Annotated in this window: 6 protein-coding genes; 3 read left to right on the top strand and 3 right to left on the bottom strand. The window is 65.3% G+C overall.

The features are described from left to right. Positions 1 to 63: 63 nt before the first annotated feature. The 3 genes from recC to recD are packed head-to-tail and all read left to right on the top strand — an operon-like array spanning position 64 to position 9,160. Positions 64 to 3,504, top strand: coding sequence for an exodeoxyribonuclease V subunit gamma (recC, locus tag AC0L58_RS09895; protein WP_473682916.1), 3,441 nt, complete (start codon positions 64 to 66; stop codon positions 3,502 to 3,504). Then, complete coding sequence (locus AC0L58_RS09900; protein ID WP_473682918.1) at positions 3,501 to 7,082, top strand: UvrD-helicase domain-containing protein; 3,582 nt, start codon at positions 3,501 to 3,503, stop codon at positions 7,080 to 7,082. The genes recC and AC0L58_RS09900 overlap by 4 nt, the downstream gene beginning before the upstream one ends. Beyond that, positions 7,079 to 9,160 carry an exodeoxyribonuclease V subunit alpha gene (gene recD, locus AC0L58_RS09905; protein ID WP_473682919.1) on the top strand — a complete coding sequence of 694 codons (2,082 nt, stop codon included), beginning with the start codon at positions 7,079 to 7,081 and terminating at the stop codon, positions 9,158 to 9,160. The genes AC0L58_RS09900 and recD overlap by 4 nt, the downstream gene beginning before the upstream one ends. Positions 9,161 to 9,291: 131 nt before the next feature. Here the strand turns inward: recD and AC0L58_RS09910 are convergent, their stop codons facing one another. The 3 genes from AC0L58_RS09910 to AC0L58_RS09920 are packed head-to-tail and all read right to left on the bottom strand — an operon-like array spanning position 9,292 to position 14,610. Beyond that, positions 9,292 to 9,864 (bottom strand): GspH/FimT family pseudopilin, encoded by a 573-nt coding sequence (locus tag AC0L58_RS09910; RefSeq protein WP_473682921.1) that lies wholly within the window; start codon positions 9,862 to 9,864, stop codon positions 9,292 to 9,294. A gap of 5 nt (positions 9,865 to 9,869) precedes the next feature. After that, a complete protein-coding gene (locus AC0L58_RS09915) occupies positions 9,870 to 10,319 on the bottom strand; it encodes a type IV pilin protein (protein WP_473682923.1) in 450 nt (149 codons plus the stop codon). Next, entirely contained in the window at positions 10,309 to 14,610 is a 4,302-nt protein-coding gene (locus AC0L58_RS09920) for a PilC/PilY family type IV pilus protein (RefSeq protein WP_473682925.1), read from the bottom strand. Before AC0L58_RS09920 ends, AC0L58_RS09915 begins: the two co-directional genes overlap by 11 nt. Positions 14,611 to 14,620: the final 10 nt, after the last annotated feature.

The raw sequence follows: 14,620 nt of genomic DNA on the forward strand, positions 1-14,620 counted from the left end.
AAATCTCGGGGGATGCGACGCCGGCTCGTTATGCTGTGTGCTCCGATTTGCGCAGAGCCTGCCGTGCCGCGACCAACCCCCGACAACCCGGGCCGCCTCATTGTCCATCGGGGCAGCCGCACCGAGCGACTGGCCGACGAGCTCGCGCGCCAACTGGAAGCGCAGCGGCCAGCCAATCCACTGGCGCCGCAGACCGTCGTCGTCGCGCACCCGGGGCTGCAGCGCTGGCTGCTGGGTCGTCTTGCGCAGCGTCGCGGCTCCGACGGCGAGCATGGCATCGCCGCCAACTTCGACATGATCCTGCCGTGGCAATGGTTCGAACGCAGCGCCCGGCGCGTGCTCGGCGACGAGGCGCTGGTCGGCGGCCCCTGGCGACACGAGCTGTTGCGCTGGCGCATCCTGACGGCCTTGCCCAACCTGGAATCCGCCGAGGTCAGCGCCTATCTTGCCGGCGACGAGGACGCGCGCCGGCGCTTCCAGCTGGCCGAACACCTGGCCGGCGTCTACACCCAATACCTGCTCTATCGTCCGGACTGGATCCTGGCCTGGGAACAAGCCGGCGCGCACGATCGCAGCTTGTCCGACCAGGACTGGCAGGCCGCGCTGTGGCGGCAACTGCAGGCGGCCATCGCGCGACCGCACCGGGCCAGGCGCAGTGCCGCCTTGCTCGACGCTCTTGCCGGCGATCCCGAACCGTCGACCACGCCGCTGCACGTATTCGGCGTCAGCCACCTACCGCCCGACGTGTTGCAGGCGCTGCAGGTCAGCGCACGGCGCACGCCGGTGCACCTGTACTTCCCCGATCCCTGCCGTGAATACTGGTCGGACCTGCGCAGCCGCCGCTTCCAGTTGCAGCAGGAGGGTGACCCGGACGCGCTGTACTACGAGATCGGCCACCCGTTGCTGGTGGCGCTGGGCCGGATCGCGCAGGACTTCTGCATCACCCTGGACGAATGCGACGCGCTCGAGTTGCGTGATCCGCTGGACGAGGCCGAGCCCTCGGCCGAGACGCCCACGCTGTTGGCCCGGCTGCAATCCAGCATCCGCTGCCTGCAGCCGGAGCTGGTCGGCACGCCGATCCGCGAAGCCATGGCGGACGCCGGTGAATCATGCGACCTCCCGCCAGCACTGCGGCATGACGCCAGCCTGCGCGTGCACGCCTGCCACACGCGTTTGCGCGAACTCGAAGTGATGAAGAACGCAATACTGCGCTGCCTTGCCGACAACCCCGACCTGCAGCATCGCGACATCGTGGTGATGGCGCCTGATATCAGCGCCTATGCCCCCTATCTGGCCGCCGTCTTCGGCGAACCGGCGAAGTATCGCGATGCGCCCGCGCATATTCCCTGGCACCTGGCTGATGTGGGCATGGCCCGCACCCATCCGCTGCTCGGCGCGTTCAGCCAGGTCCTGGATCTGGCCGAGAGTCGCTTCACGGTCAGCGAGGTATTCGACCTGCTCGACGTGCCTGCCCTGGCCCGTCGCTTCGCTCTCGACGGCGCCGACCGCGACGCGCTGGAAGCGTGGCTGCATCGCGCCCATATAGCCTGGGGCCTCGATGCGGCAATGAAGGCCGAGGTTGGCGCCGAAGCCGTCGATGCCAACAGCTGGCAATTCGGCCTGGACCGCATGTACGCCGGCCTGATCGCCGGCGACGATGACAAGGATCGACTGCTCGACGACATCCTGCCGCTGCCGGGCGTCTCCGGTGGCGCTACCGAAGCACTGGGCCAGCTCGATCGCCTGCTCGACCAACTGCGCCGCGCCCGCACCGCGTTCGGCACTGAACGCCCGTTGGCCGCCTGGAGCCAGTGGTTGCTGCAGTTGATCGATGCACTGTTCCTTGCCGACCCACGCGACGAAGCGGAGAACCATGCTCTCGACAGTCTGCGTCGACTCGCGGCGGATCTCGGCAGCCAGGCCGAAGAGACCGGCCTGACCGCCAACCTGCCCTGGAGCGTGGTGCGTGAAGCCTTGCGCGGCGCCCTTGGGGCCGTGCCGGAACGGCAAGCCTTCCTGCTCGGCGGCGTGACCTTCTGCGGACTGGTGCCGCAGCGCTCGATCCCGTTCCGCCTGGTCTGCCTGCTCGGCATGAACGAGGGCGAGTTCCCGCGTCCGGGCCAGGATGCCGGCATCAATCGCATCCCCCGTCAGCCGCGCCACGGCGACCGCGACACGCGCAACGAGGATCGGTACCTGTTCCTCGAAGCATTGATGTCGGCGCGTGAAACGCTGCACATCAGCTACATCGGTGAAGGTGTGCGCGACGGCAAACCACGCAATCCGGCCGCGCCGCTGGCCGAGCTGCTGCAATTCCTGGACGAGCAATACGGCATCAGCGCCGACGAACATTCCGACCGACCCTGGCTGGTACGCCATCCACTGCAACCCTTCGATGCGCGCTACTACGAGCGTGATGCCGAGGGCCAGCCGCGGCATGACCCGCGGCTGTTCACCTACGATCCGGCATTCGCGGCGATCCCGTCCGACCACGTCGAACCGCGCTTTCTGGACCGCGAAGCCAGCGCACCGCTCAGCAACGCGGATGAAATTTCCCTCGATGCGCTGCACCGTTTCTGGCGCGATCCGGCCAAGGCCGCGCTGCTGCGCGGCCACGGTATCAGCCTGCAAGCCCTCGACGATGCCGGCTGGCCCGACCGCGAGCCGCTGGAAACCGGGCTGGCTCGCATCGAACGCATCGACCGGCAGGTGCTGTTCGAGGCACTCGCCCAGGGTGCCCACACACTTGCGACCGAACCACCAGCCTGGCTGGCACGCTCGGGCCTGCTCGCCGGCGGCGCCATCGGTGAGCGCAGCTGGCGCGACCTGCGCGGTCAACTGCAACCCTTGCTTGACGGTGCCCGCCCCTTGTTTGCCAATGAGCGGGCCCAGAGGATGCCGCAGGCCATTGATCTCGACCTCGGCGATGGCGTGCGCCTGACCGGCACCGTGCAGCGGGTTTTTCGCGCCGCCACCGGCGCACCCTTGTTGTTTGACGTGCAACCGGCGCGCCAGATCGGTCTGAAAGAGCTGCTGGGCTACTACATCGACTGGGCCGCGCTGCAACTGGGCCTGCCTGCTGTGGCGCAAGGAGAGTACCTGGAACCAGGCCCCAAATCCCAACCCGTGCGCCGCAGCAGCCTGCTGTCGCTGGTCCACGCGCAGGACACCGAACAGTTGCGTCGCGGCCTGCATACGTTGATCGAGGCCAGTCGCCGTGCGGAACGGGAGCCGCTGCTGTTCTTTCCGAAAACCGCGCTGGCCTGGGCCTGTGCCGAACCGGACGAGCGGGCACACAAGGCCAGGTCCGCCTGGGAAGGCAATGGTTACACGCAAGCCGGAGAGCGCGACTACGCGCCAGGCTACGCGGCGCTGCTGACGCGCGGGCTGAGCATGCTCGACCCGAACAGTCCCGAGCATCACGCCTTCATCAACGCCACCGAACTGGTCTGCGGTGTGCTCGATCCGGCGCATGCAACCTTGCTGAAGGAATCCCGGTCATGAACCCCGCCACGCCATTGCTCGACTGGCGCACGATGCCTTTGCACGGGCGCGTCCTGATCGAGGCCAGTGCCGGCACCGGCAAGACCTGGAACATCGGGGTCATCTATCTGCGCCTGCTGCTGGAACGTGGCCTGCCAGTGGAAAACATCCTGGTCACCACCTTCACCGACGCCGCGGCCCAGGAACTGCGCGAACGCCTGCGCCGACGTCTGGTCGAAGTCGAGAATCTGCTCGAAGCCGGCGCACTCGATCCGGCCAGCACGAACCCGCTGCACACATGGCTCGCCGGGCTGTGTCCAGACGAAACGCTGAGGCGACAAGCCCTGCGCCGCATCCAGTTGGCGCGAACCGACCTCGACCGCGCGCCGGTGTCGACCATCCATGCGTTCTGCCAGCGCGTCCAGCGTGACTATCCGCTGGAGAGCGGTGCCGCATTCGCCGCCGACAAACTGTTCGACGAATCGCAACTGCAGCGCGAATGCGTGGAGGACTTCTGGCGACGTCGCTATCTGACGGCGGCCGTCGACCCGCGCGAGGCCGAACTGCTGCTGAAAGACGGCCCCGAAGGCCTGCTGCGCGACCTTGGCGGATTGAGCAACAACGTCGATGCGCGGATCGTGGACGGCGGACTGGCCGAGTTGGAGCGGCAGATCGCGGCGTTGAAGCTGCCAGACCATATCGCCGAACTGCAGCGACTGGCCGACAACGCTTCGCTGTACAAGCGCAGCAATGCCGCGTTGCGCAGCCGGCTGTCCGAAATCACCACGGCGTTGCGCGATGATGATGAAGCGCAGTTGACCAAGTCGGTCTCCGATGTATTTGAACCCGACAAACTAGCCGCGCAGGAATCGACCGCCCACGTGGGAGAACTGTCGGACCACCCGCTGATCCGTGCGTTGCAGACACTGCGCCCTCTGCTCGGTCTGCGCGATGTGTTCACCCGCGGCGCCGTGCTCGCCGATGCTGCGCGCTTCTGCCGGGAGGAGATCCCGCGGCGTGCCAACCAGCGTCGTGTACTCACCTTCTCGATGCTGATCGACACGGTGCACCAGCGCCTGTGCGGCCCCGAGGCCAGCGACTTGCTGGCCGATCGCTTGTACGACGCTTTTCCGGTTGCCCTGATCGACGAGTTCCAGGACACCGACCAGCGCCAGTTCGCCATCTTCGACCGGATCTATCGCGAGCGCGGCACCCTGGTGATGATCGGCGATCCGAAGCAGGCGATCTACAGCTTCCGAGGCGGCGACATCGCCGCTTACCTTCGCGCCGCCGAACAAGCCCAGCACCACTTCTCGCTCGGCACAAACTACCGTTCCAGCACCGTGCTGGTCGAGGCGCTGAATGACTGGTACGGGCATGTCGATGGCGGTTTCGAGCATCCGCATATCCGTTATCAACGCGTCGCGGCAGCCGGCGGGACCGACAAGCACCCGTACACGGTCGACCACCAGACGGTGTCGATGCCGCTGGTGATCCACCCGTTCCGTGGCGATGCCACCGACAAGGACGACAAGCCGTTGAGCGCGTTAGGAGAACTGGAATCGCTGGCGCTGGATGATTGCGCCAACCGTATCGCGCAACTGTTGAACGACCCCCAGCAAAAGATTGCGGCAACGCGGGTCGGTCCCGGCGACATCGCCGTGCTGCTGTCGACCAACCCGCAGATCATGGCCCTGCGCCAGCGTCTGGTGGCGCGCGGCGTACCCTGCGTCGGCAGCGGGCGCGGCAACATCTTCTCGGGCGAGCTGGCCCGCGAGCTGGACTTGCTGATGTTCGCCGTGCTGCACCCGGACGACGACCAGTCCGTTCGCGGGGCGCTGGCCACCCGGCTGCTCGGCGCCACACTGGCGGATTTTGCGCACTGGCAGGAGCATCCCGACGCGTTCGAGCACGAACTGGAGCGCTTCGAGAGCTGGCGCGGACTGGTACGGCAACGAGGCGTTTTGGCACTGATCGGGGACATCCTCGGCACGCGCGCCACCGAACTGCTGGCGCTCCCCGAGGGCGAACGCCTGCTCACCGACCTGCGCCATCTGGGCGAGTTGCTGGCCGAGCAGGAAAGCCTGCTGCAGGGTCTCGACGGCCTGCATGCCTGGTTGCGCGAGATGCGCATGGACGGAAGCGACGGCGATACCGAAGCCGCCGACGAGCGCCAGCTGCGCATCGAGAGCGATGCCCGCCGCGTCCAGCTGCTGACCATCCATGCCAGCAAGGGCCTGGAGTTTCCGATCGTCTTCCTGCCGCTGGTCTGGCGCATCCGCGCCAGCGACGGCAACCACGCACCCAGGCTGCTGCGCTACCACGATGCTTCGGATCAACGCTGTATCGACCTGGGCTCGGCGGATTTCATCGCACACCGCGGCCAACACTTCAAGGAGGACTTGCAGGAGCGTTTGCGCCTGCTCTATGTGGCCATGACGCGCGCAGTGCACAGCCTGCATGTCTACTGGGCGGATCGCGGCCCGCTATCGGATTGCGATGACCAGGCGTGGAAACGCGCGGCCATCGACGTGCTGATCACCCGGGCTCAGCAGCGGCTCGGCCTGAAGGAAAACGAGACCTCGCTCGATACGCTCGCGTCGAAACTCGGCGGTGTCGCGATAGCGTCGCCCTTTGCGCAGGAATGGGTTCGCTACCAGGCTCCCGCCACCGCGCCATCCCCGCGCGCCACGCAGGCGCCCTTGCCGCAACTGCGTCCGTTCCAGTGGCTGCACAGCTTCAGCGGGCTGAGCCGCTACGCCGCAGCAGCCACCACCGTGGACATCAGCGACAACCTGGACGAGCCCGGCCAGGAGCAACCTGCCGCTGGCGTAACCCCGAAGGCCGAGGACTCCCGCCTGCTTTCGCTGTACCCGTTGCGCGGCCCGCGCTTTGGCGACGCCGTGCACAAATTGTTCGAACTGGCTGAGCCTTGCCCACTCTGGCCGGACCAGCGCCGGCTGTTGCAGCGCGAACTCACCGCGCAGGCAATCCGCAGCGACGCGATCGATGCCGACGACGCACTGGAACGCGTCGGCCGGATGATCGACCGCGCCCGCCAGGCCGACCTGGGCGACGGATTGCGCCTGGCCAACGTCGCAGCCGATCAGCGCATTGTCGAGTTCGAGTTCCAGTTCCCCGTGCACCAGGTTTCCCTTGCGCGCCTGCGCGAGTTTTGCATCGCCCATGGCTGTGCCGAGGTGATTCCGGCAGGCCTGAGCACAGCGACGCTCAATGGCATGCTCACTGGCTTCGCCGACCTGATCCTGACCTGGAACGGACGCTTCCACGTACTCGACTACAAGACCAACTGGCTCGGCTCAAGCCTCGACGACTACCGCGGCACCACACTGGACGCCGCCATGGCCGAACACCACTATCCGCTGCAGGCACTGATCTACACCGTCGCGCTGCACCGCTACCTGCGCCAGCGAATGGACGGCTATACCGCCGAACGCCACCTTGGCGACAGCCGCTACCTGTTCGTTCGCGTACTGGGGCTTGGCAAGGAACTGGGTGTATGGCGCAAATCCTGGCCGCCCGCCCTGATCGAGGCACTCGATGACGCCTTTGCCGGTGCCGAGGAGGCCGCGGCATGAATGGGCTTCCCTCATCTTCTCCTACTCCCGATGAGCGGGCGATCGACCAGCGCCTGGCGCAGTGGGTGCAAGAGCGCACCGGCTCGGCACTGCTGGCCGCGGCAGTGCGGGCCGCCAGTCGGGCCGAAGGACACGGACACGCCTGCGCACTGCTGGATGAACCCGACAGCGGCACCCGCTTCGACGCTGACGCGCTCGATACACTGCGCCAGCACCCCTGGGTAGGTGAAGGTTCCACCTTCACGCCGTTCGTGCTGGATGCACGCAAGCGCTTCTACCTGTGGCGCAACTGGCAACACGAGGCAACACTCGCCACGGCCATCCTGCAACGCTGCGCCGCGCGCAGCCTGCCGGTTCCCAGCGACACGCTCGCCGTCGACCTCGATGCCCTGTTCGCCGGCATGCCGGCCGGCCCCACCGACTGGCAACGCGCGGCGGTAGCCGCCGTGCCCGGCACACGGCTGTTCGTGCTCACCGGCGGCCCGGGCACCGGCAAGACCACGACCGTGGTGCGCATGCTGCTGATGCTGCTGCGCCATGCGCAGGCCTGCGGCCTGCCCGCCCAGCCATCGATCGCCCTGGCCGCACCCACCGGCAAAGCCGCGCAACGCCTGGCCCAGGCCATCGCCAAAGGCAAAGCCGACCTGCAAGACACCCTGCCCCCCACCGTAGGGCGGGCTCCGCCCGCCACCCAGCCCGTCGAAACCGTAGGGCGGGCTCCGCCCGCCGCCCAGCCCGCCGAAACCGTAGGGCTGGCTCCGCCCGCCGCCCAGCCCGTCGAAACCGTAGGGCGGGCTCTGCCCGCCACCCAGCCCGTCGAAACCGTAGGGCGGGCTCTGCCCGCCGCCCAGCGCCACGCGACCCCCAAACAAGAGCCGGCGGGCGGAGCCCGCCCTACGCGGGACCTGCTGCAGCACATCCCGCATGCCGATGCACGCACACTGCATCGCCTGCTCGGCTACCAGCCGCACGACAACAGCTTTCGCCACGGCCCGCACCATCCGCTGGCAGCCGACATCGTGGTGGTCGACGAAGCGTCGATGGTGGATCTGGCGATGATGCGGCAACTGCTCGATGCACTGCGCCCCGAAACCGTGCTGATCCTGCTAGGCGACCCCGGCCAGCTCGCCTCGGTGGACGCCGGCTCGGTACTCGCCGACATCGTCGCCGGCGCGCCGGGCAACCAGATGCCGGCAGCGCTCGCCACCCTGCTCACGCCCTTGCTGCAGGAAACGCCAGCGGTTGGCGAGAGCCTTGGCGCACTGGCCGGTCACGTGATCACGCTGACTCACAGCTGGCGCGCCGGCAGTGGCCTGCAGCATGGCATCGAAGCGTTGCGCGACGCACCCGAGCCGGCGTGGCTCGACAAGCTGTTGACCGAACATGCCGACGGCGATCTGCAGATGCGCGATTGTGCCGACCCTCGGCAACTGCTTCATTGTGTGGATCACTGGATTGCCGATCACCTCGACGTGCTGCAGTCCCTGCTCGCGCCAGGTATCGAGGCCACCGACGCCATTCCGTCACTGCGCCAGTTGCAAATACTGTGTGCGCTGCGCGATGGTCCGTTTGGCGCGCAAGGCATCAATACGCTGCTCACGCGTCGGCTCGCCGCACGCTTCGACCTCGACTTTCGCCAGGCCTGGTACCAGGGCCGCCCGGTAATCATCACTCGCAACGACTACACCCGCGGCCTGTTCAACGGCGATGTGGGCATCGCGTTGCAGGGTGCGCAAGGCCTGCGCGTGTGGTTTGAAGTCAGTGACCGGGAGGGCAACGCCGGCCTGCGCAGCTATTCGCCGCGCGCCCTGCCCACCCACGAGAGCGCGTGGGCGATCACCATCCACCGCAGCCAGGGCTCGGAATACCGCGATGTGGCGGTGGTGCTGCCACCTGATCCCGACAACCGCCTGCTCTGCCGCGAACTGGTCTACACCGGCGTTTCCCGCGCACGCGATCGCGCCGAGCTGTGGTGCACCGAACCGGCACTGCGCGCTGCCCTGCAACGCCCGATCCAGCGCCACGGTGGCCTGCGTGAGCGAATGCAATCAGCGCGGCCGATGACCGCGCCGATTTGAGGCAAGCTTCCTGAGCGTCGGCAGCCCGTTGGCCGAAGGCCCTCGTCGTCAGTAGCCCCAAGCGGTCTCCGCGATGGAGACGCACCAAGGCATGTTCGAGCAACATGCTTGCGAGCGCTCACCTGCCGCGATCAGGGGCTGCAGGTCGTCGCCGCCTTGGTGGTCACGCTGCCAGACCCATTCACGTCCAGCTCGACACCCGGCACCTTGGTGGTGATGGTGCCGGTACCGCTGCTGCCACTGCGGTAGCAGGTGGCAAACACCAGTGGCGTGGCGGGTTTGAGCTGGCCTTGCTGGCCGAAGGTGACGATAGTGCCGTCCTTCGCCTGGATCGACACATTGGTTTGCGGATCGGTGCTGCGCAACAGGATCGAGCTGGCGGCCGCATAAGCCTTGTTCGCCGAAGCCGCGCCGGCCGGATAGGTGTAGACGATCCAGCCCTGGTCGTACACCGTGCCTCCCGAGGTACATCCGGATGTCTTGTCGCCGGGGCACATCGACACCAGCTGGCCACGCGTGATCGCTTCGCTGCGGGCGTAGTTCACGCTGGCCAGCAAGGCATTGCTGCCCGAACTCACCTGGTTGCGATGGATAACGTCGCGGAAGCTGGGCACGGCGATCGCCAGCAGGATCGCCATCACGGTGATCGTGATCATCAATTCCAGCAGGCTGAAGCCGCGCGAACGGGAGGGAATTCCGATCATGACGTTCACCAGCAGCTGCCGTTACTGTTGGACGAGGCTGAGGCGGGGCCAGGCGTCTTGTTGCCCGCATTGTCGATCGTCAGCGGACCGCATACATCCTGAGCCTGGCCGCCTACGGGCGTGGCCGTGGCCACGAACGCCTGCGAGGCGCTGCCGGCCGGAAACGCGACGGACGCCGTGTAATAGCCCTTCTCCGAAGTCGGATTGTTATAGCCCACGTCAGTGAGACTGCCGTATGCGTTGTTGGTGGAGTAATAGCGCTCCTGTGCATTGGCAACGCGCAGCAACAGCTCCTGCCCGTCCACCCGATGCGCCCGGAACGCGTAGCGGTTGTACGCCGGAATTGCGATGGCCGCAAGGATCGCGATGATCACCAATACGATCATCAACTCCAGCAAGGTGAAACCACGCACACGTCCCATCGTTCGTTGTCTCCGTTTGTCGTCACTGGTCATTGTTCAGCTCCCGCCAGCCACGCCGACGCCAGATTGCATCATCGATGTTGAGGTTGCCGCCGCCCTGCATCTGCAGGCCGGGAATCAGCAGCTTGCCACCACCGATCACGGAGGCCACCGGCACCGAGCCGCCCGTTGGCGGGTTGTTCACCAGTCCACCGACCGTGCTCACACCCGATGCCCAGCCGCCGGTGGGACCACCAGGCCCGGACAACCCGCCACCGGAACCGCCGTTGGCGGCATTCAGCACCATCAGCGCGCCACCAACCGTTGCGCTGCAAGGATCCTGACTACCCGGGATCAAGGTCGTGATGATGGCGCGGTTCGTGTTGAACAAGGCGCCCGCCGTCACTACCACTCTCTCGCCCGGCGCAGCAGACAGATCCAGGTCGATATACCAACCATTCTGGGTTGCAGTCAGGGTATTGTCGGTCAAGCCGCGAACGGTGTTGACACCATTGGATGAGGTGGCCTGGTAAAGCGTCTGCTTCTGGAGCTGGGACTTCACGGCAGTGATCGGCGTGCCGCCACTATCCAGCTTGTCGCGGATACCGTAGATCGACTGGGTCAACGCACTGGTACTGGTGTTGTCCTCTGCGCCCAGGTACTTGCCGGTACCGAACACCACGATAAAGCGATTGGTGGCCGGATCCGGGAACAGCCGCGGCATGACCGTGATCGGCTGCGCACCCTGGGTTGCCGGCTTGAACGCGAGCGTCACATGCGCCTGCCAGTTGGCCGGATTGGGATCGGTCAGATCAAAGCGCCACAGGTTGCCCTGCAGGTCGCCTGCAAACGCCACATCGTCGATCTGGTCGTTGTTGTAGTCACCCAGCACCACCGACGACAAGCCACCACTGGTGACGCCGCTGATTGTGGTGAGCGTCTTCAGCTCGCGAATCAGGGCACCGGTCTGCGCATCGAGTACGAACAGTGCGCTGTAGCCCTTGGAAGCAGCCGCCAGTGTCACGCAATTTGGCGGGCGATCGGACTTGCTGCAGTCGGGGAAATACCCGCCCGGCACCAGCACCACCCATTTGCCGTTGGCCAGGCGGCCTATGTTCGGTTGGCCGAACGTGTAGCCGAGATCGGCCGGGTCACCCTTGCCAGACACGGCCGGAGAATCCGAATTGAATTCCCACAATACCTTCTGGTTCGCATTCGCCTCGGTGACTGTGGTCGGATCGGTAATGTCGAGCGCATACACGCCTCGACCACCAAGACGCAGCCCACCTACAAGAATCGTATGCCAACCCTCGCTGGTTACCGCAGGCGTGGTGGTGGCCGTACTGAAATACACGTCGCGCGTCACCGGGGTGGCATCTACGGTCGGGGCGAACTTGAAATTCGTCTTCGCCGTCAGATTGCCCAATGCCGGATAGACCGTACGCGGAACGTAGGCGAACATTTCCTTGCCCGCGTTCGTGCCCGGTACCGCTACGGGTGGAGTTGCCGTATTCATGACCACCTGGGCATTGAACGCATGCAGCATGCCGTCATTCGCGCCCACGTACACCGCCGGCACGCGATTCTTGTAGATGCTGGCGAATGCCTCATAGCTGTGACAGGTGGACAGCGTCGGCGCGGACAGAACACAGGTGGTGCTGTCGTTCTGCATGGCCGTCGCTTCGGGCGAACCCGCCGGCCAGTAGTTGCGGTAACCACTGGACGGCGCACCGACAAACAGTGCCTGCGAGTTGATGATGGCGCCGAGCAGGCTGCTGCGTGTGCGATAAGTCGAGCCCTCCAGGGCACGCGAGCCGCGCAGATAGTCCACTCGAGCCTGCCCGGTATCGGTACTGCCGGTGCTTGCAGGCAGGCCGCTGAGCAAGGCCTGCGCGCTGAGGTAGGTGCTGCCCGTGCTTGCCGTGAGGTTGTCCAGATCAGAGGCGAAGGTACGGAACGGCGTGCCTACATCGAAACTGCCGTCGGCCTTTTCCTTGGAGCTGAGAATCTGGCGGTTGGTCGGCGGGGTCTTGGTGGCGTCGGTGAGAATGACTCCCGCGTCCCACTGAAGGCCGGACACGGTGCCATCGGCGTTGGCTGTAATCGCCTGGAACACGCCGCTCCAGTCACCCGAGCTGTAACCCGCCGTGAAACCCAGCGCACCTTGTACCAGCACACTGGTGTTCAGGGCACTCGTCGTCGCCGGCACATTGCGCGCACTGATGTTGGTGAGAATGTTGGTCAGCTGATCGACCAGGTTTTGCGGGTTGGCGGCGTTGAAATAGGCACCGCGGCTGTTGATCGCGGCGTGCCACGTGTCGTCGATCGAAGCCTTGCTGTTGTTGCTCGGTCGAGGCCAGCCCGTGCTGCCGCTGGAATTGGTCTGTCCACGTCGAAGCAGGCACAAGTCATTGGTCGGGTCCGTACAATCAGCATCGTCCGAGTGGGTCAGATTGCCGGGCACGCCCAAGGTCACCATGTACTGAACCAGATGCGGCCAGTTGGCGGGGTCGTTCAGCGGATTGAAATACTTCTCCAACGCGGGCGACGTGGCGCCGCTCACCACGCCCGTGGTGGTATCGGGCATGTAGGGCGGAACGATCTTGCCATTGCCCGGGTTGTACAGATCAGGACGCAGGTTCGTCGCCCAGTAGTTGAAAGCGATGTTGGCCAGCGATGACGTGTATGTGCTGCCTTGCACATCCCAGTACACCTGTGACTCGGCTGTGCTTGCTGAATAAACGGTACCGTCAGGCAAGTTGCCCGTGACGGCGGACTGCGAAGTCTGGAAAGGCGTGGGCAACGTCGGGTCGCCTTCGTTCCAGTAACCGTCCGTCACCAGCATGTGATAGTTCTGCCGGCACACCAGCTCCAGGCCATCGGCGCCGGAAACCTTGGGCGGGTCCCAATACGGATCTTGGAGATCGCCAGTTCCGCCGGTATTGCCGTAACCGCGTTCGAAAAACTTTCCAGCCCGGATGGTCGATGCCCGGTTGGGCGTGCCACCATTGGCATCGACCTGGAAGATCCAGTTGAAGAACGCGCTACGGTAGCAATCCGGCGAGACCTTGACCGCGCCGGATCTCTGGATGACTTTCGGGTCGGCCGTGCTCGAAGCACAGCCGGCTGCATCAATCAGGCTGGTGATGATGGCATTGCTGGGCAGCTTGAAATTGACGTCGTTGATGTTCTGCCATGCAATGCGGATGCTGTTGCCAAAGCCCCCCGAACTCGTCGCCGAACCGAGCGATCCGAACACACGGGACAGCGCCGTACGCGTCATCAGGTTGCGGGTGCGGTAATACGCATACCAGTTGGCGAAGTTCTGCCACTGATTCACCGACTTCCCGTCGATCGTGACGGTCGTGTTGGGGACGGCCACCGCCTCCCAGTTGCTGGCCGTGTACAGATTGGTCAGGCCGCCCGCATCCGGATTGCCGAAGCTGTCGACGGTGATCGTCGGAGCGCCGGACTTGTATCGATAGTAGTACGGGCCACCATTCGGATAGGTGTTGCCATCAGGATCAGTGCTCACGCCATCCAACGGTGAGTTGCCGTAACCGCACTTCCAGCGATTGTCCGTGCCCGCGGTAGGTGCGGGATAGGAGCCACTGGTGTAGCTGCTCTTGCTGTTGCTGGTCGCGTACCAACCACTGCCGCCTGAAGGATAAGCGCCATAAGCCCAGCTGCCCTGACTCACCCAATAGCTGGGTTTCTGGCTTGTGCTCCAGCTACCGGTTCCGGTGTAGTAGTAACCGGTTTTCGGCGTGTAAGTGAGCACGCCGGTCAGATCGGTCAAGCCGGTCGGATCTGTGGTGCCACTGGGGTTGTTGCGATACGAGGCGGTGGTGTCGACTGTCACCGGGTTGAGCGGCCGGTTGATGCCGATACCGTCCAGCGATACCGCGGCCAATGTCGCATCGGCATTCGGAAACGTCGTTCCATCGGCATTGACCGGCGGCGTGTACACCACATTCGGGTTGTAGTACACGCCGTTCATGGCCTTGGACAGGATGTTGTTGGACGCCGTGACTCGAGGATCGATCAAGCCGGCACAGCGCCAGGGTCCACTCCAACTGCCGCCATCGAACGGACGCTGGTCGCCCATGTAGTTACTGGCCATGGACCCGGAATCGTCGAACGTCACCACGATGTTCGGTGGCACGGCCTGGGTCACATTCGGAGGCGTCGGGCTAAGTTCCACAATATTGAGTGGCGTCGCGGCGAGCGCCGGCACCGGCACTGACATGCCGGCCGCAAGCGTGAGCGCGAACGCGCAGGCGAGCAGGCTCGGGCGGGACTTCAACAGTCGCTGGTTCAACATGACCTGGATACTCCGACTCATCGTGCTCTGG

This window comes from Rhodanobacter sp. G2-10 (genome assembly GCF_055809185.1).